Here is a 20,078-nt window from a genome sequence, read left to right as displayed (position 1 = left end):
AACGTCGCCAATGCGGCGCGCTTGATTGAATGTAAATAATTACTTACTTGTGTTTGGTGCTTCGGCTCCATCACGCCGGGCCATGCCGCAGGAAGCCTTTCATGCTTGAGAATGCCGCGAGCCTCGCCCGCAGCCTGGAGCCGATTCTGGCAGGATTGTTGAGCCGCACCAAAGCCATGCGATGCACGATTCGCATCGACCACCCGGCGCTGGGGCTGAGCGTGAACACGCCATGCGCTGAAGTTCTCGCGCCGGGGGCTGCGTCCATGATGCTCGATAGCTCTATTGATCACCGGCGGGCGAAGTCTGTCCGATCGGTGGAGAAAACGCGGAAAATGCTCATCCAGGGAGACGTCTTCGCGGACCCTTTGCTCGCTCCGCCCCAGGCATTGGTTCGCCTCTTTGGAACGCGATCCCAGCTCGTCGCGCCGCTGATCGGCGAGGACGATTATCTCTTCGGCTGGCTTTCCGCCCATTTCTCCGAGGGTCCACGCGCATATTCGGCCGACCAGTTGGCTATGATGGAGCACACGGTGCAGGTCGTTCTGTCGGTGCCCGGAATGCCCCTTCGCATCTGATCCGGTTGGGCTCGTCCGCATGGCCCCTCGACGCGCGCACCAAACTCGCCAGCGTTCTTAAGCTTACGGATCGAGCCGTCATTTGCCCCACAGCGATCATTGTTGCCAATATTGCACCGGCCCGGAGACCGACCAGGAGATGGAATTTCTGTGACCACCAAACTCGCTGCCCGGCGTCCCGTGAAGGATGCATCAGAACGTCCTGTCCAACACAAGCGCGATGCAGCGGCGACCCGTCAGCGCATTCTTCAGGCTGCCTGCAAGGCGTTTGCGGTGGAGGGCTTCACAGGCGCCCGCATCGACCAGATCGCCAAGGCTGCTGAAGCGAACGTCCAAATGATCTACCGCTATTTCGGCGGCAAGGAGGAGCTTTACCTTGCTGCGCTGGAGGCGACCTACGCCCATGTGAGGTCGCGGGAAAGGGAACTGGATCTCGCGGCGCTGGGGCCCGAAGAAGGCATGCGGCGGCTCATTGAATTCACCTTCGATTATCTGCGCGACAATCCGGATTTCGTCGCGATCGTGCGGAACGAAAACATGATCGGCGGCCGTTTCGTGCGCCAATTGCCCATGGTGTCGGACACCACTTTTCCCCTCGCCGAGGCGATCAGCGACCTGCTGGCGCGCGGGCGCAAGGCCGACGTCTTCAAGGCCGCGACCGATGCGACGAACCTTTATGTGACGATCCTATCTCTTTGCATCACCCACCTGGCGCAGAAGGATACGCTCTCGGTCATGTTCAGCCAGGATCTCGGTAGCCAGAGCTGGCTTCACGCCAGACGCAACCATGTGATTTCAGTGGTCCTCAGCTTCCTCACCGCCCCGTACCAAGAGCCTGCCCAGTAATTGAACGGTCGGAAAGCCCGCAGCTGCGCTTTAGCTCGAGAGTGCCCAAAACACGGGCGGAACCGGCCTAACATTTGGTCGCTCAACCATGTTGATCCCGTCAGAAACTCATGCAAGTATCTACTTGCTTGCAAAATAAGTGGTTGATCTGAAAGGACATCTCTGGCTTGCCGCGAGCTTGGCAATCAGGTCAAGGGGGTCGGTCTGCGCGGTGATATTGCCCCCGCCCCTACCCCGCCATTAGAGCTGCAATGGATCCAGGGCTTTGAGTAACGCGCGCATGTTCGGGGAGCAGGTGAAGCGTTTATTTGACGATAGACGGCGCGCACCAAGCCAAATCAGAACAAATATTCCAGAAAAAAGACAATAGGCCTGTCAACACATTCAATCCGGTGGGGTGATGCTATGATTATTACGCGTCGCAATCTCATGTTGCTCGGGGCCGGCGCGATCGCCGCACCCTATCTGTCGCGCACGGCGGGCGCCCAGGGCGCCGCCGCGGTGAAGGTCGGGACCGTGCTCGCGGGCACCACAATGGCCGCGCAGCTTCTGCCGAAATATCTCGGACAGGTCGGCATCAAGGTCGATGTGGTGCCATTCACCAATCTTACGCAACTGATGCAGGCCATCGCCTCCGACGACATTCAGCTCGGTTACGGGGGCATCAACGCCGCGATTTCAATTGCTGGACGCGGCATGCCCATCTCACTCCTCGCCAATGCATGTGAGGGCGGATGGCGGCTTGTCGGCAAGCCCGACATCAAGGACCTCAATGGATTGAAGGGGAAGAAGGTTGCCGTGCAGGCGGGCAACATGTGCCACGTCGCACTGGGGTGGAAGCTGAAGAGCCTGGGAATCGACAAGGACGTCGAGCTGGTGTTCATGAGCAACAGTGACATGCCGATCCCGATGCAGCAGGGACAGGTCGATGCGATCTTCGGCATCGAACCCTATCCAAGCTTTGCGGTCGCCAACGGATGGGCCCATGAAATATGGCAGGGCTACGACACGCCGGTGGGCAAGGTGAACCTCGGTTTTGTCGGCTCCTCGACTTTTGTTCAGAAGAATACCGATCTGGCCCGCGCGGTTGTCCGCGCCCACGAGCAGGCAACCGCAGAACTCAAGGCCGACAAGACCGTCGCTATCGAATTCACCGCGAAATTCCTGAACATGAAGCGCGAGATCGTCGCAACGGCGATGGAGAACATGTTCTTCACCACCGAAGTTTCCGGGGCCTTCATCGAGAAGGTCAAAATTCTAGGCGACATGATGATCTCCGCGAAGTTCGCTCAGAAGCTTCCCGAATGGGGCGACTTCATCAATACAAGCCTCGTATCGAAGGCCTGAGAATGCGCAGGTCGCCCTTGATCGGGATCGTTCCACTGGTCGCTCTGGTTCTGATCTGGCAAATTGCGCATCAGAGCGGCGTGTATTCAACGGCACTGTTTCCCAGCCCTGCCGAGGTCTACAACGTCTTTGTAGAGGACTATAGGGAACTAGCCCGCCACGCCCAAGCCAGTGTTGGCCGGGTCGTGGTGGGTGTGGGCATCGCCTTCGTCTTTTCGGTCCCGGCCGGGTTGCTGATCGGGCGCTTTCCGACGCTTGATCGGTTGTTCGACTGGTCGATCCAGATGTTCCGCTCGTTTCCGGTCATCGCGCTGATTCCGCTCGCCATCCTGTTTTTCGGGATTGGCGAGCGGCCGGCGGTGGTGCTGATCACGGTGGCGGCCTTCTGGCCGCTGTTGATCAGCACGATCTTCGGCGTCAAAAGCGTGGACCGGATGCTTCTGAAAGTCGCGCAGGCATCGGGCGCGTCGGAACGGCTGGTGCTGACGGACATCCTGCTGCCGTCCGCTTTGCCCGCGATCTTGACCGGCCTTCGCCTGGCGCTGGGGTCGGGATGGCTGACAGTGGTTGCGGCCGAGATGATGGCCGTGAAATCCGGCCTCGGCTACATGATCATGTATGCCCAGGTGATCTTCAGGCCGGATCTGATCTTCGCTGGAATCCTGATCATAGGTGGTATCGGGCTTCTCTTCGATCAAGTCGTGCGTCAAGCGCGCACCCTGCTCTGCCGCTGGCAGGACGGACTGGTGGCTAGCTCATGAGCTTTCTCAACATCGACCATGTTTCCAAGACGTATGGCACGGGGGCGCAAGCAACTCTTGCCCTCGATACTGTCGCCATCAAGGCCGAACTCGGGGAATTTATCTGCCTTCTCGGGGTATCCGGCTGCGGCAAGTCCACGCTGCTCCAGATCATAGCCGGGCTGGAGCGGCCTTCGGCAGGCCAGATCCTGGTGGGCGACGAAGTCGTGGACGGCAAGACCCATCCGAGTGCGAGCGTGGTCTTCCAGGACCACGGCCTGTTCCCATGGATGGACGTGACCAGCAACGTCGCCTTCAACCTGAAAGCCCGCGGCGTAGGCCGGGCGGCGCGCACGCGCACGGCGCTTGAATATATCGAGATGGTCGGCCTTTCGGCTTTCGCCACGAAGTATCCGCACCAGCTCTCGGGCGGCATGCGTCAGAGGGTTGGGATCGCGCGCGCACTATCCACGGGGCCTAAACTTCTGCTCATGGACGAGCCATTCGGGGCGCTCGACGCGCAGACCCGTTCGACTATGCAGATGGAGCTGCTCCGGCTTTGGAGCCGCCTTCAGGCCACTGTGATTTTCGTGACGCACGGCATCGACGAGGCGGTCATGCTGGCTGATCGCGTCGTCGTCATGTCGCCGCGTCCCGGCCGTGTGCGGCAGATTTTCGAGATCGACCTGCCCCGCCCGCGCGATCCCACGAGTCACCAGTTCATCGGCTTCGTGCGCGAGATGCTGGTGGCGATCCACGACGACATGCGGCGGCTCAACATCGCCTGACCAAATCCAGGCCAATCGACCTTTCCCAGGGAGTTCGCAATGACACGGGCAACGGACTTTTTCGAGAATGCCGTATTCACGCTGGACGAGGCCATCACAGCGAGCGGGTCAGAGACCGACCCGGAGGCGGCCGTCCGTCACTTCACCCGTGCGACGCGACGCATCCTCGGCCACAGCGATGCGCTGGAGCGCGAAGGCGCTCTGAAGCCGGGCGAGACGCAACTCGTGGTCTCCGGCGTGTTCTTCATTGCGCCCTCGCGCGACAATATGATCCTGTTCGCCGATAACGGCTTCCCGGAGGAGCAGCGGCACGCCCGCATCGGCGTCACGGACAGTCGTCCCGGCAATGCCGTCCAAACCCGTCAGGCGGCGGTCGTTCCCAACACCGACACGGACCCCATCTTCCGGCAAATCCTGAGTTCGGCGCGGGTGGGATGTTCGATCTATGTCCCAGTCATGTGGGGCGGCGATGTCATAGGGATGTTCAATACCGCCGCGCAGTCCCGCTACATCTATGACGAGGCCGACATGCGGGTGCAGAAACTCTTCGCCAATGCCGCCGCCGCAAGCTGGATGGCGCTCGGCGGGCCGGCCCTGGTGGCACGCGTCTCGGCCGATCTCGGCCCCTGGACGACGTGATGGGCACTGCTGTGGTGCCCCTAAAAGGGATACCACCTGCCCTGGGCTGATTGATTGCTTATATGTTAGCCGAGCCGCTGCTTGTAGCGTTATCGCTTTTTCGTCGACTTTATTGGCATCCATTTCTGCACGTCAGCGTATTAGGCAGATGAAGACCATAAAAAAAGAGAGCGCTAACAAAAAAGGCCTCGCTGAGACAGCGAGGCCCTTTTACACGCCGGGCTCTATCGAAAGAATACGAGCCAGAGAATGATAACAATCGGAAGCGGGATACCAATCAGCCACAACAGAATAGCAGGCATTTTAGGGTTCCTCCTGACAGAGTTGATGGATAAACGCCCTGCCTGCGTCTCGGTTCCAGCTTAACCTCAAGAGCTGCATTGCCGGTCACATTTAACCTGCTCGGACTGCTGTCTCGCCGTGAATATTACCGGCGTTCGCTGCCGAAATGCGCAGCACCACGGGGGCCACCGAGAGCGTCCCATCCCGTAGGTGATGGCATTCGTGCGACAGGCGGGAGCCTTGCGCGTTGGAGGCGGCTGGCGTGGAGATCATTCTGAGCAGTGCACTGTTGGTCTGAATGCTCGGCTCGCTGTCCTGTTGGGGATCGGCCTTGGGGCCGATCCATTCCTGAGGCAGACGGCCACACACACCGCCTCACGTAAAGATTTCCCAGTCCGCAATCGCCCGAGTAAGCTTTCCCGACTCCAGAGCAGCCATTTGACACCTCTTAAAAGAATGCATTATGCACAATATGCCGATGATGGAGCGTCTCGCAGGCTGTCGGGCGAGGACGGAGGGTGGAAATGAAACGCGATATATTGGCCGGCAAGACGGTTCTGGAAATCGGCACAATGCTGGCCGCACCCTTCGCGGCCCATATTCTATCGCAGCTCGGCGCGGACGTCATAAAGCTGGAATCACCCATCGGAGACCCCACGCGTAGCCTGGTCCGGGGTGGCCCGAGCGGCACCTACATCGCCTATAGCCGGGGCAAGAGAAGCCTCTGCGTCGATCTCGCCTCGCCCCAGGGCAGTGAGATTTTGGATCGGCTGATCCCGACCGTGGACATCATCGTGCACAATCTGGCGCCCGGCGCGACGCGGCGGCTGGGCATGACCTACGAGGCCTGCGCGCGCCTTAACCCCGAAATCGTCTACTGCCATATCCGGGGCTACAATGACGGGCCGCAGGCCAACGACCTCGCCTCCAACCCGATCGCGGAAGCCGCCACCGGCATCATGGACACCCACCGGGTTAACGGTCGCCCCAGCCGCATGGGGCCGTCCTATCACGACCAGTTCGCCGGATGTTACGCCGTCATTGGCATCCTCTCGGCCCTGATGGATACCGAGATCAATCCGGAGCGCCGCAAGATCGAGGTGGGCCTTTACGAGACCGGGCTTCATGTCGCAGCACGCGACTATGCCGGCGCCCAGTTGAAGATGCACCTGACCGGCCGGCCCGATCCCGAGCCCTCGGGCGAGTTCAGCATGCCCGGCTATGGCGCCTATGAGACCTCGGATGGGCGGTGGATCTACCTCGTCATGCTGACGGACCGGCACTGGGCGGATTTCTGGCGGGCCATGGGCCAACCGATCGATCCCGCCCTTGCTAAACTGCGGGAGCGCAAGAAGCAGCGCGACGATGTCGAGGCGCTGATGCGCGCGGTTGTGCGCCCCTTCACCTATGACGCGCTGGCCACGCGCCTCGGCGCGGCGCAGTTCGGCTTCACCGAGGTGCTGCCCATGGAGCGGGTGCTGGATGCGCCCCAGGCGAAGCACGGCAAGAAGGTGGCCCATCTCACCTTCCAGGATTTCGCATTCGACCTGCCCGACCTGCCGTTCGAGGCCGAGCCGGCGCAAGGCGTGGAACTGCCGCCGCCGCTGCTTGGCGAACATACCCGCGAGATGCTGCGGACGCTCGGCTTCACCGGGGAGGAATGCGATGCACTTATCGCCGCCCGAGCGGTGATCGTGCCGACCCCCGGTGCGCCGGTCTGGGCGCCTTCAGTGAAGGCTTTGTCGAACGCGTGAGATCCAGCCGGCCCGAAATTCTCTCCCGGCCGGGGCGGCGTTCTTCAAACCCACCCGGCTTCGTCCATCGGGCGAACCGGGGCCTCAAGGGTGATGAGATTGGCGAGGTCCGGCCCCTGGAGCGGCGCAGCCATGGGGCAGGCGACCCCCGGCATGACGGTCACGTCGAACAGTTCGCGGATCGTGCCGTCCAGGCGGATCCACTCGACGATGTCGCCGCTGGCGAGATTGATGATTTGTATCCCGCACCAGGGCTGGCCACCCCGCTTGGCGATCTCCTCGTCCAGCGGCAGGCCTTTGAAGTTCAGGTGGCGCGGCAGCGAGAGGGTGACGATAGCGTGCCCGTTGTGGAATGCCAGTCCGCGCATGAAGCCGGGGCAGAAGGCCACGTCCTGCTTGGCGCCGGTGGCGGGGTCGATCCGCACCAGATAGCCGCGCCCGGAATCCAGCATCCAGAGCGCGCCGTTATAGACGCGCGGTGAATGGGGCATGGAGAAGCCATCCGCCACCACAGCATCGTCTTCCACCCGGATCACCACGCCGCCGCCGACCTTGCCTTCGCGCCAGCCGTCCACCACGTCGGTGCGGCTCACCGCCGTGACATAAGCGACCTTGCCGTTTTCCAGGCACACGCCATTGAGATGGCAGCGGTCTTCGCCGGCCAGCTTGGAGATGAATTTCGGCTTCCAGAGCGGCTGGAAGGAGTGCGAGAGGCTGAAGGTGGCGAGGCAGGAGAATTTGGTGTTCACGAACACCACTCGCCCGCTCGCCTCCACCACCATCTCATGAGCATCGATGTCGCCGGTGATGCGTGCCGCGCGCGGCACGAACAATTGGTCGAAATGCTCGTTCGCGCGCTCTTGCGGTCCGAGCACGTTTTCCAGGCGCCAGACTTGCACCATGGAGGCAAGGAACAGCCGTCCCGGCTCGTACCACAGGCCCATGGCGCGCTCGAAATCGCGCTGGTGGAATGAGACCGAGCCGTTGGGAAAACGCCCCACCAGGAACATCTGCCCGGTCTGATACGACGAAAAGGCGATGCTCAATTGGTGCTGCTCAAGCCACCGCCCGAAGCCGCGCGAGCAGCTCAGATCGGTGGTTCCGGCGGCGGGCGGCACCTCGGTCGGCGCGACCTCAGGGGGGGCGACTTCAGGGCTTTCGAGAACACTCATCAGAAGTGATACGCAATTCGAGCCATGCCGGCCTGGGAGGTGTAATCGTCGCCCAAGCTGAGGTTGTAGTCGAGCTTGATTTCCCAGTTGTTCACGAACCGCACCTGCATGCCGAGATCCAGATTGCCCAGGAAGCTCGGCATATAGCTGACGGTGTCGAACGTGCCGGTGCCGACCGGCGCGCCGATCAGGCTGGCGGTCGTCACCCAACTGTCGTTGGACATGAAGGAGGCGCCGATGGTCGCATAGGGCCGCAGCACGGTGCCATCAGCCAGGTCGTAGCGGCCGCCGAGTTCGATCGCCGGGCTGATGATGAAGGTGGTCTGATCGGCGCCCTTGATCGCGAGTTCCGAGCCGCTGTTGCCGCTCTCCGTGTAGGCCGGAACGTTCAGGTAGGAGACGTCGAAGTCCACATACGGCCGTAAGTAGAAGTCCTTGAAGGTGATGTCGTAGGCGACCCGCAGGCGCCCGGTCAGGCTGTAGGTGTCGGATGAGCTTGCCGGCGAGGCCCCCATGAACGAGACCGCGCGCGTGCTGTCGGAATTCATCCAACCGAAGTCGACGGCCGCTGCGAACAGCCAGGGTCCGACCTGATGCTTCAGGGCGGCGGTGACGTCGAAGCCCGTGCCATTGGTCCAGCTGCTGTTGCCGGCGCCCGTGGTCCAGGCTTGCTGATAGGCGGCCGAAAGGGCGGTGAACCAGTTCGGCGCCACCTCCACCTGAACGCCGGTCTGGGCGGTCACGGTATCGGTGGAGAAGCCCTGGTTCTGGGTCGTGCTGGTCTGGGTGGTCCGGCCGAAGATCACCCGGGCCCAGGCGCACTGGTCTTCCTGAAGCAGAGTGGTGCCGTCGGCGAACACCGGGCAGCTCATGGTGCGGTTCATCACCGCGCGCCCTTCTGCGACGCGCGTCGTCGCCGAGGCCGAGAGCAGTTCGGGCGAGAGATCGGTGAGCGCCGCCTGATATTGCGCAGAGGTCGAGGCACCGGCCACGGAGTTGAACACGTTGTTCGTGGCGCCCGATCCGCCTGCCGCCCAGGCCGCCTGGAGATGCTGCGCGGCGGCGCTGTTGTTGCTGGAGAGATTGACGCTTGAAGGCGCGAAGTTCGCCACCGGCGACAGCACGAGCGTGGTGTTCCCGCCCGAGGTTCCCAGCGTCGGCGCCCATTGGAAGGCGAGTGAATTGCTCGCCGTCTGGCCGGTGAACGCCAGCGTCGGTGCCGACACCACGGTGAAGCTGGTGTTGGGTGCGAAGTTGAGCCCGTTGCCGTAGACGAGACCCGAGATCGTCGCGGCACCCGTGGCGATGATGAGATCGGACGTCTTGGTCGCCGCGTTCAAATCCATCGAGAGGGTGCCGGTGGAATTGAGCGAGCCGGCGATGGTGGTGGTTCCGATCTTGCCGACACCGGCCGGAGCAATGGTGCCGCTGTTTGTGAACACACCGCCGCCGAGGCCGACGCTTGCGCCGGAGTTGAACATGCCGCCCGCGAGATTGTCGAAGGCATTGGCGCCGATGCCGAGGTTCACATTGCCGGAAATCGTGCCGGCATTGGAGACCGCCACGTTGCCGTCTGTCACCGAGATGGCGTTGCCGCTCAGGGCCTGGAGGCTCGCGCCTGCGGCCAGCGAGATGGAATTGCCGCTGCCGCCGGCCAGCACGATGCCCGCCGTGCTGCCCTTGCCGCCGGTCACGCTCGCGCCGCCGAGAAGATTGATCTCGATGGCGCCGAGATCGACCGATCCGGTGCTGATGGCATAGATGCCGGGTGCATTTTCGCCGCTGGCGGAGACCGTGCCGCCGACGGTGAGCGCGATGTCGCCGGACGATCCGACGCCCCCTGCCGTGCCGACCACCGCGCCAGCGCCGGACTGAACCGTGCCGCCGCCGCCGCCGATGGACTGGAGGTTGACCGCCGCCGCGTTGGCGCCGTGCGTGGCGACGGTACCATTGACGGTGACGTTGATGTCGCCGCCATCGCCATTGCCGCCATTGGTGCCGACCGAGGTGCTGGTGGAACCGAACAAGGTTCCGGAGGTATCCCCGCCGATACCGCCGCCGCCGCCGATCGACTGGGTAAAGATGCCGCTGGCGCCGGCGCCGAGGGTCTGGATCGTGCCGTCGAGGGTGAAGTTTACGGTGCCGCCGGAGCTGGCACTCCCGCCGGCGCCGGCGAAGGTGACGCCCACAAGCGCGGTTGATGTGGCGGTTCCGACCACGCCGCCACCGCCGCCGATGGATTGCAGCAGCACACCGTGGGCATTCTTGCCCGAGGTGGCGAGCAGCGCGCCGGTCGCGACGGTGGCGCTCACGGTGCCCCCGTTGTTGCCGGAGCCGCCGGTGCCGCCAAGCGCGAGGGCGAGCGAGGCCGAGCTTTCCGACGCCGCCGAGGTGGCGAGCACATTGCCGCCGCCGCCGCCGATGGATTGCGCAAGCAGGCCGTCCGCGTTCGCGCCGCTGGTGGCGATGGTGCCGTTGATGGTGACATTGACCGCGCCGCCGGTATTCCCGGAGCCGCCGGACCCGCCGATCGCCAGCGCGCCGGTGACGGTGCCGCCGGTGCCGGAATTCGCCGTGACGCTGGACGCCCGGCCGCCGCCGCCGCCGATGGACTGCGCCACAACGCCGTTCGCGCCCTCGCCGCCGGTGGCGATGATGCCCCATTGGGTGAAGTTCACGATGCCGCCGGAGCCTGCCGTGCCGCCGGACCCGCCGAGTGCCACGGAGAGCGTGACATCGCTGTTGTCGGTCTTGCCTATGCTGTTGGCGAGCACCGCGTTGCCGCCGCCGCCGCCGATGGATTGCAGCAGCACACCGTCCGAGCCCGCGCCTGACGTGGAGATGGTGGTGTTGATGGTGACGTTGACCTCACCGCCATCGCCGCCTGCCCCGCCGGTTCCGCCCACCGACGCGGTCAGGGCGACCTTGGAGCTACCGGCGGAGGCCGAGGAGGCCGCGCCGCCCTTGCCGCCGCCGCCGCCAATCGCCTGGGCGACGATGCCGGCGGCTTCACTGCCGGTGGTGCCGATGAGGGTGCCGGCCGTGCTCGACGTGCCCACATTGACCTGTACCGCGCCTGCCGATCCTCCCGCGCCGCCGCCGCCACCGACGCTGACCCCGAGGCTCACATCGCTGCCGGAGGCGCCGTCCGCCTTGTCGTTGCCGGTGGCGCCGAGGCCGCCCGATCCGCCGATGGACTGGACCAGGATCGCGTCCGCGCGATTGCCGGCCGTGGTGATGGTGCCTGTGCCGGAGGCGTTGAACGCCGCAAGGCCGCCCGCGCCGCCGGCCCCGCCGCCGCCGCCCACGGCGCCACCGATTGATATGTTGCTGGTGGCCGCATTGTTGCTGCCCCCCGCCGTGCCGCCGCCGCCGCCGATGGCCTGCACCAGGATCGCGGTGGCGCCCGAGCCGGTGGTGGCCACGGAGCCGGTGTTGTCGACGCTGGCCTGGCCGGCATCACCGCCCGTGCCGCCGTCGCCACCGAGTCCGAACGCCACGGATGCCTTGCCGCCCGCGCCGGTCTCGCTGCCGGCCGCCGCATTGCCGCCGCCGCCGCCGATGGACTGGGCGAGAATGCCGATGCTGAGCGCGCCATGGGTGACGATGGTGCCGGAGTTTTCCACGCCCACATTGCCACCATAGGCGCCGCTGCCGCCGGACCCGCCCAGGGTGACGGCAATGTTGACGTCGCTTTTCTGGTCCTTGGCGATGCTGGACGACATGACCGTGCTGCCACCGCCGCCGCCCACCGACTGGGCGAGAATGCCGTCTGAATGGTCGCCGCTGGTGATGATGGTGCTGGCGTTGGTGACTAAGACTTCGCCGCCGACGCCGCCCGTCCCGCCACTGCCGCCGAGGCTGGCCGACAATGCCGCCGCCCCGCTGCCGCCGGTGGTCGAGGATGCAGCGCCGCCCTTGCCGCCGCCGCCGCCGATGGATTGAGCGACGATGCCGTTGGAGCCGTTGCCTGAGGTGGAGATGGCGGGACCGCCGGCCAGCAGGCTGACCGTCACGCTGCCGCCGTCGGCTCCGGTGCCGCCCGAGCCACCCAGAGCGAGGTCCAGGCTGAGCCCGTTGCCGCCCGCACCATCGGCCTTGCCGCTGCCCGAACCGGCATTGCCGCCGCCGCCGCCGATGGATTGGGCGAGAACCGCATCCGCCGCATCGCCGAGGGTCACGATCTTGCCGGACTGGCTGAGTGTGACCTGGACCGTGCCGCCGACACCGCCCTGGCCGCCGCTGCCGCCGAGGTCCGCGCCGAGCGCAATCTTGCTGGTGCTGGCGTTTTGCGAACTGCCGGCATTTCCGCCGCCGCCGCCGATCGACTGCGCGAGGATCGCCGTCGCGGCGTGGCCGGAGGTGTACACCGAGCCGCTATTGTTGACCTGCACGGCGCCGCCCGACGAGCCGGTCCCACCACTGCCGCCGAGGCCGAAGGTCACTGCCACCTTGCCGCCGTCGCCCACATCGCTGGTGGCGCCCGCGTTACCACCGCCGCCGCCAATGGATTGGGCGACGATGCCCATACCGAACGCGCCCTTGGTCACGAGGGTCGCGAGGTTGGTCACATTGACCTGCCCGCCCTGCGAGCCCGCACCGCCGCTGCCGCCGAGCGAAGCGGAAACGTCCGCATCCGCCTTGGCGTCTGCGCTGTGGCTCATCGCCAGCACCGCATTGCCGCCGCTGCCGCCGATGGATTGCGCCACGATGGCATCGGAATGGGCGCCGGCGGTGTGGATCGCGCCGTTATTGACGATCGTCACCGCGCCGCCCTGGGAGCCGGTGCCCCCTGCCCCGCCCAGCGACGCGCTCAGCGAGACTGCGCCTGAGCCGCCTGATGTGGATGAAGACGCGCCGCCGCGACCGCCGCCGCCGCCGATGGACTGCGCGACGAGACCATTGGCGTGGTCGCCGCTGGTCTGGATGCTGGCCGACAAAGCAAGCGAAGCACCATTGGTGATGGTGACGCTGCCGCCGACGCCGCCCTGCCCGCCGCTGCCGCCCAAGGTGACATCCAAGCTGCCGCCCTGGCCGCCCGCGCCGTCCGCCTTGCCGCTGCCGGACGAGGCATTGCCGCCACCGCCGGCGATCGACTGCGCCAGCACCGCATCCGCGCCGAGGCCCGAGGTGACGATGGCCGATCCCGTGATGCCGCCGAGCATCACCTGGACATCGCCGCCATTGCCGCCGACACCACCGCCGCCGCCGATGGAACCGCCGAGCGCGATCTTGCTGGTGGCTGCGTTGTTGGAACTACCGCCGTTGCCGCCGCCGCCGCCGATCGACTGTGCCAGGATGCCGACGGCATGAGCGCCGGATGTGCCGACGCTGCCGCTCGACTGCACGGAAACCTCGCCGCCGTCGCCACCGCTGCCGCCGGAGCCGCCGAGACCTAGCGAAACGGCAACCTTGCCGCCCGCCGCCGTCTCCTGACTTGCCGCCGCATTGCCGCCGCCGCCGCCGATGGACTGGATGAGAATGCCGATGCCCGAGGCTCCCTCGGTGACGACGGTGCCCGCGTTCAAGATTGTGACGTGACCGCCGAAGCCACCATTGCCGCCGGTGCCGCCGAGCGTGGCCGAGACGTTGGCGTCGGCCTTCGCGTCGGCCGCCGTGGTGCTCGCGACGCTGGCGTTGCCGCCGCCGCCGCCGATGGACTGCACCAGGATGCCGGAGGAGCTGTTCCCCAGAACCTTGATCGCCCCGTAATTCGTGACCTGGACGACACCGCCCGAGCCGCCGTAGCCGCCCGAGCCGCCCAGCGCCGCAGACACAGCCGCGACGCCCGAGCCGTCGGTGGAGCTGGAGGACGCGCCGCCGCGCCCGCCGCCGCCGCCGATGGACTGGGCGACGATGCCGCTCGACATAATGCCGGTGGTGTAGAGGGTGGCGGACGTCGCGCTGCCGTCGCCATTGTTCACCGTGACATAGCCGCCATTGCCGCCGCCACCGCCACCGCCGCCCATGCTGAGGGCGACGCCCGCGCCTTGGTTGCCGGCGCCGGCCACCTTGCTGGAGGCAGACGACGCATTGCCGCCGCCGCCGCCCACGGACTGGGCGAGGATCGCGTCGGCATGACCGCCGGTGGTGACGATATGGGTCGTGATGGCGCCGGCGCTGGTCACCTTGACCTGCACGCCGCCGCCATTCCCACCGCCGCCGCCGCTGCCGGAGAGGGTGGCACCCACCGCGATTTTGCTTGAGGCGGAATCCGAGGCGCTGCCGGAATTGCCGCCGCCGCCGCCGATGGACTGCGCCAGGATGGCAATGCCGCCCTGGCCGCCGGTGTAGATGCTGCCGGAATTGAAGACCTGGACATTGCCGCCGTAAGCGCCGCTTCCCCCGGAACCGGATAGGCCGAAGCTCACGCTCACCTTGCCACCGCTGGCGGTGTTGGCCGAGCCGCCCGCCGTGCCGCCGCCGCCGCCCACCGACTGGGCGAGAATGCCGATGGACTGGTCGCCGGTGAGCCGGATCAGCCCGTTGTTGGTGACTTGGACATTACCGCCAGACGTCCCCTCGCCGCCGGAGCCGCCAAGCGAGGCGCTGATGTTGTAGGCGCCGCCCGCCCCCTTGGAGGAGACGTTGCCGCCCTTGCCGCCGCCGCCGCCGATGGACTGGGCGAGGATGCCGTCGGCATGGTCGCCGGAGGTGGCGATGCTGGCGCCATTCTTGATGGTGACAGTGCTGCCGACGCCGCCGACGCCGCCTGAACCGCCGAGGCTGACGGACAGCGCAACCGACTTGCTGGCGCCCGCGGCGTGATCGTCCGACCCGGCCGAGCTGCCGATGCCGCCGCCGCCACCTACCGATTGGGCGAGGATGCCGTCGGCGAGATCGCCAAGCGTGACGATGCTGCCGCCGGTGGTCACGCTCACCGTGCCGCCGTTGCCGCCCGCCGCGCCATTCTCGCCGATGGCCCCGCCCAGGCTGATCTTGGACGTGGTGGTGGAATTGGTGTTGCCCGCGCTGCCGCCGCCGCCGCCCACGGACTGGGCGATGATCGCCCCGGAATCCGTTCCGGCCGTGCTGACCGCGCCATAGCTCGACACGATGACATTGCCGCCCGCGCCGCCGACGCCGCCCGTGGCGCCGAGCGCGAAGGCGAGACCGACGCTGCCGCCGCTCTCCGCGCCTGCCGCCGCGCCGCCCTTGCCGCCGCCGCCGCCCACCGAATGGGCGAAGATCGCGACCGCATGGTCGCCTGAGGTGGTGATCGTCGCGCCCTGGCTGGAGGTGCCTGATGTGACGGTCACACTGCCACCATCGCCACCGCCGCCGCCGGAGCCGCCCAGGGCTGCGGAGAGCCCGAAGCTGGAGCCGGAGCTTTGGCTGAGCGCCCCCGCGAGGCTGGAATTGCCGGTCTTCGAGGTGCTGCTGGCACTGCCGCCCACGCCGCCGCCGCCGCCCACCGACTGGGCGAAGATCGCGTCCGCGTCATCGCCGGTGGTGGTGATGATGCCGGTGTTGTTGATCGTCACCGCGCCGCCACTGCCACCGCCGCCGCCCGAGCCGCCGAGGGACACGCTGAGGGCGACCTTGCCGCCATTGGAATTGGCCGTGCCGCCTCCGGCACTGCCGCCGCCGCCACCGACCGACTGGGCGAAGATGCCGCGCGAACTCGCGCCCTGCGTGGAGATGGTGCCCGTATTGCTGACGGTCACGCCCGCGCCATTGCCAGCCGTGCCTCCCGAGCCACCGCCGCCGAGCGACAGCGAGATGGTCATTTCGCCCGGCATGCTCAGGGCGTCGGACGAGGTGGTGCCGACGCCGCCATTGCCGCCGCCGCCGCCGATGGACTGGGCCTGGACGCCGTCAGCGAAATCACCGGCGGTTAGCAGGACACCGAAATTGTTGACCGTGACGGCGCCAGCGCTCGCGCCGCTGCCGCCCGAGCCGCCGAGCGCGACGGATGCCGTGAGCGCGCCTTCGGGAGAGGCCGCGATCGCCAAGGCGCTGGAATCACCGCCATTGCCGCCGCCGCCGCCGATGGATTGCGCGAGGATCGCCACCGAACCCGAGCCGGCGGTCGCGATGGTGCCGGAATTGGTGACAAGGGCGTTTCCTGCGACATCGCCTTCGCCGCCGCTGCCGCCGAGGCTGGCCGAAATTGAGACCGCAGGTGCCTCGAGCGACACTGCAGCGCTCTTGGCGGATGAGGACCCACCATTGCCGCCGCCGCCGCCGATGGACTGGGCGAGAACGCCAAAGGAATCCATGCCGGAGGTGCTGATGAGGCCCTCGTTGACGACGTTCACCTGGGCGCCGGTGCCGCCGCCCCCGCCGCTGGCGCCGAGTGCCACTGCCGCGGTGAAATAAAGCCCCGCGCTTTGCGCGATTGCACTGCCGCCCGACCCGCCGCCGCCGCCGATCGATTGCGCGATGATGCCAGACGAACGGTCGCCGCTGGTGACGATTCCTGCCTGGTTCAGCACCACCACCGCGTTGGCATCACCGCCATTGCCGCCGGTGCCGCCGATGGCGAGAGCCACGAAGCCGATCTCGCTGGCCTTCGCGCCGCCTCCCGCGCCACCGCCGCCGCCGATCGACTGGGCCATGATGGCTGCGGAACTGTCGCCCACGGTCGAAAGGGTGATGCTGGTGGCGCTGGCGCCTGCATTCTTCACATAGACGTAGCCGCCATTGCCGCCGCCACCACCGCCGCCGCCAATGGCCGCCGCGACTCCAACGCCGACACTGGTCGCTCCGCCGCCGCGACCGCCGCCGCCGCCGATGGACTGTGCGACGATGGCGAATGAGCCATAGCCCTGGGTCGTGATGGTGCCGCCGTTGTTGTAAACCCGTGTGGTATCGGAATTGCCGCCGGAGGCGCCTTGCCCGCCCAGCGATGCCCAGCCGCCCGCGCCGCCGCCATTGCCGCCGCCGCCGCCGATCGACTGCACAAGCATGCCGTCGGAGAAACTGCCTGATGTGGCGATGCTGCCGTAATTCTTGGCGAGCGCCTCTGCGCCGAAGCCGGTGCCGCCACCCGAGGCGGTTCCGCCCACCGCGATGGAGGAGCCTGCGCCGCCGATCAGGCTGCCGCCGCCGCCGCCGACCGACTGGACCAGCATGCCGTGGGCATAATTGCCTGAGGTCTTGACGCTGCCGCCGGCCGCGTTGATGCCGGTGGCGCCGCCCGCGTCGCCGCTCGCCGCACCGTTGCCGCCCATGGAGGAGAAGACGGAACTCGAGCTGCCGCCATTGCCGCCGCCGCCGGCGACGGACTGGATGACGATGGCGACCGAGCCGTTGCCGGACGTGGTGATGCTGCCGCCGTTGCTGGCGTAGACATAACCGGAGGAGCCGCCCGCGCTGCCCTGGCCGCCATCGCCAGAGAAGAAGCCGCCCACGCTGGCGCCGTTGGCGCCCGAGCCGCCCAGGCTCTGGGCGATGAGGCCGTTGGACGCATAGCCTGTGGTGCTGACCAATGCGCCGGCCTGGATGATCACGTTGACCACCTTGCCGCCCGACGCTCTGCCGCCGACGCCGCCGTTGCCGCCCTGCTCGTTGAGAGAATCGTCCGAGCCCGCGCCCGCGCCGCCTGCTCCGCCGTTCGCGGCGACGAGAATGGCTGCGGAGCTGTCGCCTGTGGTCGAAATACTCACGCCGGACGCGACCGTCAGCGCGGCCGTGCCGCCGGTACCACCCGTGCCGCCGTCGGCGCCGTAGGCGGTCCAGTCGGACCGCGCCGAGCCGCCCGTGCCACCGGCGCCGCCATTGGCGTAGAGCGCCACCGCAGGAGCATTTGCGGCGCTGCTGGTCAGCACGGCGCCACTGGTGATGGTGACGGACACGGCGCCGCCGCTGCCGCCCGTGCCGCCGGTTCCGCCCCAGGAATTGGAGGTGCCGCCATAGCCGTAACCGCCCAGGCCGCCGGTGCCGCCGTTGGCCTGGGCCACCAGTGCACTGCCCCCCGTCTGGATCTGGGCGCCGGAGATGAAGACCGAAACGCTGCCCGCGCCACCACCCGCGCCGCCGTTGCCGCCGGTGGCGTTGGCGACGGTGGAATCCCCTTCGCCGCCGACCCCACCGTTCCCGCCAAGCGACGCGGCGAGAATGCCGGTGCCCGTGGCGCTGATGCTGCCGGGGCCGATCGTCTTGCTGGAGACGCTCACATTGACCGTGCCGCCCGCGCCGCCCACGCCGCCCACGCCGCCGTCGGAGCTTGAAAAGTCGGAATGCCCGCCGCCGCCGGTGCCGCCTGCACCGCCCGTGGAGCCGACCGACAGGCCTATACCACTGCCGCCATTGAGGGTGGCGCCGGTGAGAACCCCATAGGCGCCGCCGCCGATGCCGCCCGTGCCGCCGGTGCCCCCGTTGCCGCTGGTCGTGCCGGAATTGCCGTAACCGCCGCCGCCGCCGGCACCACCCGCGGAGCTGATCACCGCGCCGCCGCTGCTCCCCGTCGCGGTGGAATACGAGAGAGTGAGCTTCGCGGTCCCACCCGCGCCGCCCGTGCCGCCCGTGCCGCCATATGCGGCGCCGCTGGAGCTGTTGGCCGATCCGGCGGTTTGCGACAGGCCGCCGATGGCGGAGATGATGATCGCCGTGCCGCCATTGGCGGTAATGGTGCTGTCGTTCGAGATGCTGAGGCCGGCATAATAGGCTTGGCCACCCGTGCCGCCGGTGCCGCCGCGGGCCGTCGTGGTGCCGCTGCTGGCATAGCCGCCAAAACCGCCCGCACCGGCGGTGGTCATGGCGATGATGCCGTTGCCCGCTCCCGTGACCGTGGATCCGCTAATGGACCCGAAGGTGTTCGAGAAGGCGCTGGAAATTCCGCCCATGCCGCCGGCGCCGCCCTGGCTACCGGCGGTGGAGCTTTGCGCAGATGCTCCGTTGCCTCCGGCCGTGCCCGCCGATTGCATGAAGATGGCGGCATTCTGGCCGCCGCTGCCGCCCGTCACCGTAGACCCGGTCAGGGTGAGGCTGACCCAGTTGCCGAGACCGCCCGTGCCGCCAGCGCCGCCGTTGGCATTACCGAACGAGGAGGTCGCCCACCCGCCTGTGCCGCCGCTGCCACCGGCGCTGAGCAGACTGATGCCCTGTTCGGGCGAACTCAGCGTGGAGTTCGTGATCGTGATGTTCACCGCCCCGGCACCCCCGCCGGTGCCGCCGGTCCCGCCGTTTCCGGTATCCGTATAGCTGTGGCCATAGCCGCCCGCCCCGGCGTTCCCGCCGAACGACTGGACGGTGACGGCATTGCTGATGTTGCTGCCGGAGATGCTGGTGGCGGTGACGACGGTGTACCCGCCCCAGCTGCCCGCGCCGCCCGTCCCGCCGTTCCCGTAAGAGCCGGACCCCGTGGAGCCGTAGCCGCCATTGCCGCCGGAACCGCCCCAGGTGTTGATGAATATGGTCCAGGGCGCGGTGCCGGACGAGCCCGTGACAGTGAATGGCAGCCTGCCGAGCCCCTGACCATCGCCGCCGGAGCTGCCGCTCGCCGAGGAGAAATAGTAGTTCTCGCTGCCGCCGCCGCCGCCCGATACGCCAGCGCGGCTATAGATCAGCGGAACGGTGCTCTGCGCCTGCGCTTTGGCAGGCAAAGCTGCTCCGGCGCCGGCCAGCGCCGTGATCCCGCAGAGCGTGGTGGACAGGGCCGTCGACAGGCGCAGCCGCGCCGTGGACGCGCCATAAACGCTTCCGGCAGACCTGCCAGATTGTGTCCCACCCCGAGCCATCGACGCCCCCGCCGTATACACAAGACGTATCCTGCCGCGCTTCCCCGCACAGCAGGCTACTTCGATACCACGAGGTTTAGGGCCGCTCCACAGCTTTGGAGCGAAAAATGAAATATCACAAAATATGTCAATAGTATTTTTTTTGAAAAATGCGCTGAATGCGCTCTATACATTTAAAATACTAAGTTTTTATTTTATTTATGCGCATTCAATAAAATATAAGGAAAAATAAAAATAATTTATCAGCG

The 20,078-nt window shown here is 66.7% G+C and carries 9 protein-coding genes; 7 read left to right on the top strand and 2 right to left on the bottom strand.

Annotation, left to right across the window (positions count from 1 at the left end):
- Positions 1 to 101 precede the first annotated feature (101 nt).
- The 7 genes from ADADO0_RS17540 (at position 102) to ADADO0_RS17510 (ending at position 6,974) form a co-directional block, all read left to right on the top strand.
- Entirely contained in the window at positions 102 to 578 is a 477-nt protein-coding gene (locus ADADO0_RS17540; protein ID WP_511306477.1) for a GAF domain-containing protein, read from the top strand.
- A 150-nt stretch (positions 579 to 728) separates the two neighbouring features.
- Entirely contained in the window at positions 729 to 1,424 is a 696-nt protein-coding gene (locus tag ADADO0_RS17535; RefSeq protein ID WP_511306476.1) for a TetR/AcrR family transcriptional regulator, read from the top strand.
- A 534-nt stretch (positions 1,425 to 1,958) separates the two neighbouring features.
- Positions 1,959 to 2,771, top strand: a complete 813-nt coding sequence (locus ADADO0_RS17530; protein ID WP_511306475.1) for an ABC transporter substrate-binding protein — start codon at positions 1,959 to 1,961, stop codon at positions 2,769 to 2,771.
- 17 nt (positions 2,772 to 2,788) lie between these two features.
- The gene (locus ADADO0_RS17525) at positions 2,789 to 3,532 is read left to right on the top strand and encodes an ABC transporter permease (protein ID WP_511306474.1); all 744 of its coding nucleotides are present in this window, start codon (positions 2,789 to 2,791) and stop codon (positions 3,530 to 3,532) included.
- A complete protein-coding gene (locus ADADO0_RS17520; protein ID WP_511306473.1) occupies positions 3,529 to 4,299 on the top strand; it encodes an ABC transporter ATP-binding protein in 771 nt (256 codons plus the stop codon). The genes ADADO0_RS17525 and ADADO0_RS17520 overlap by 4 nt, the downstream gene beginning before the upstream one ends.
- 39 nt (positions 4,300 to 4,338) lie before the next feature.
- The gene (locus tag ADADO0_RS17515) at positions 4,339 to 4,938 is read left to right on the top strand and encodes a GAF domain-containing protein (protein WP_511306472.1); all 600 of its coding nucleotides are present in this window, start codon (positions 4,339 to 4,341) and stop codon (positions 4,936 to 4,938) included.
- An 806-nt stretch (positions 4,939 to 5,744) separates the two neighbouring features.
- Positions 5,745 to 6,974, top strand: a complete 1,230-nt coding sequence (locus ADADO0_RS17510; protein WP_511306471.1) for a CaiB/BaiF CoA transferase family protein — start codon at positions 5,745 to 5,747, stop codon at positions 6,972 to 6,974.
- A gap of 44 nt (positions 6,975 to 7,018) precedes the next feature.
- On the opposite strand, the gene ADADO0_RS17505 is transcribed toward ADADO0_RS17510, so the two are convergent.
- Positions 7,019 to 8,146 (bottom strand): TIGR03032 family protein, encoded by a 1,128-nt coding sequence (locus tag ADADO0_RS17505; protein WP_511306470.1) that lies wholly within the window; start codon positions 8,144 to 8,146, stop codon positions 7,019 to 7,021.
- Entirely contained in the window at positions 8,146 to 19,830 is an 11,685-nt protein-coding gene (locus ADADO0_RS17500) for a hypothetical protein (protein ID WP_511306469.1), read from the bottom strand. Before ADADO0_RS17500 ends, ADADO0_RS17505 begins: the two co-directional genes overlap by 1 nt.
- Between the last annotated feature and the right edge of the window lie 248 nt (positions 19,831 to 20,078).

The sequence above is a fragment of the Aquabacter sp. genome (assembly GCF_965279295.1).
Classification (GTDB): Bacteria; Pseudomonadota; Alphaproteobacteria; order Rhizobiales; family Xanthobacteraceae; genus Aquabacter.
This window is presented reverse-complemented; position numbering and strand designations above follow the sequence as displayed.

Coding starts and splice junctions, on each gene's coding strand:
- ADADO0_RS17500 (WP_511306469.1), bottom strand. CDS start 19,830: ATGGCTCGGGGTGGGACACAATCTGGCAGGTCTGCCGGAAGCGTTTAT.
- ADADO0_RS17530 (WP_511306475.1), top strand. CDS start 1,959: ATGGCCGCGCAGCTTCTGCCGAAATATCTCGGACAGGTCGGCATCAAG.
- ADADO0_RS17520 (WP_511306473.1), top strand. CDS start 3,529: ATGAGCTTTCTCAACATCGACCATGTTTCCAAGACGTATGGCACGGGG.
- ADADO0_RS17515 (WP_511306472.1), top strand. CDS start 4,339: ATGACACGGGCAACGGACTTTTTCGAGAATGCCGTATTCACGCTGGAC.
- ADADO0_RS17505 (WP_511306470.1), bottom strand. CDS start 8,146: ATGAGTGTTCTCGAAAGCCCTGAAGTCGCCCCCCCTGAGGTCGCGCCG.
- ADADO0_RS17540 (WP_511306477.1), top strand. CDS start 102: ATGCTTGAGAATGCCGCGAGCCTCGCCCGCAGCCTGGAGCCGATTCTG.
- ADADO0_RS17510 (WP_511306471.1), top strand. CDS start 5,745: ATGAAACGCGATATATTGGCCGGCAAGACGGTTCTGGAAATCGGCACA.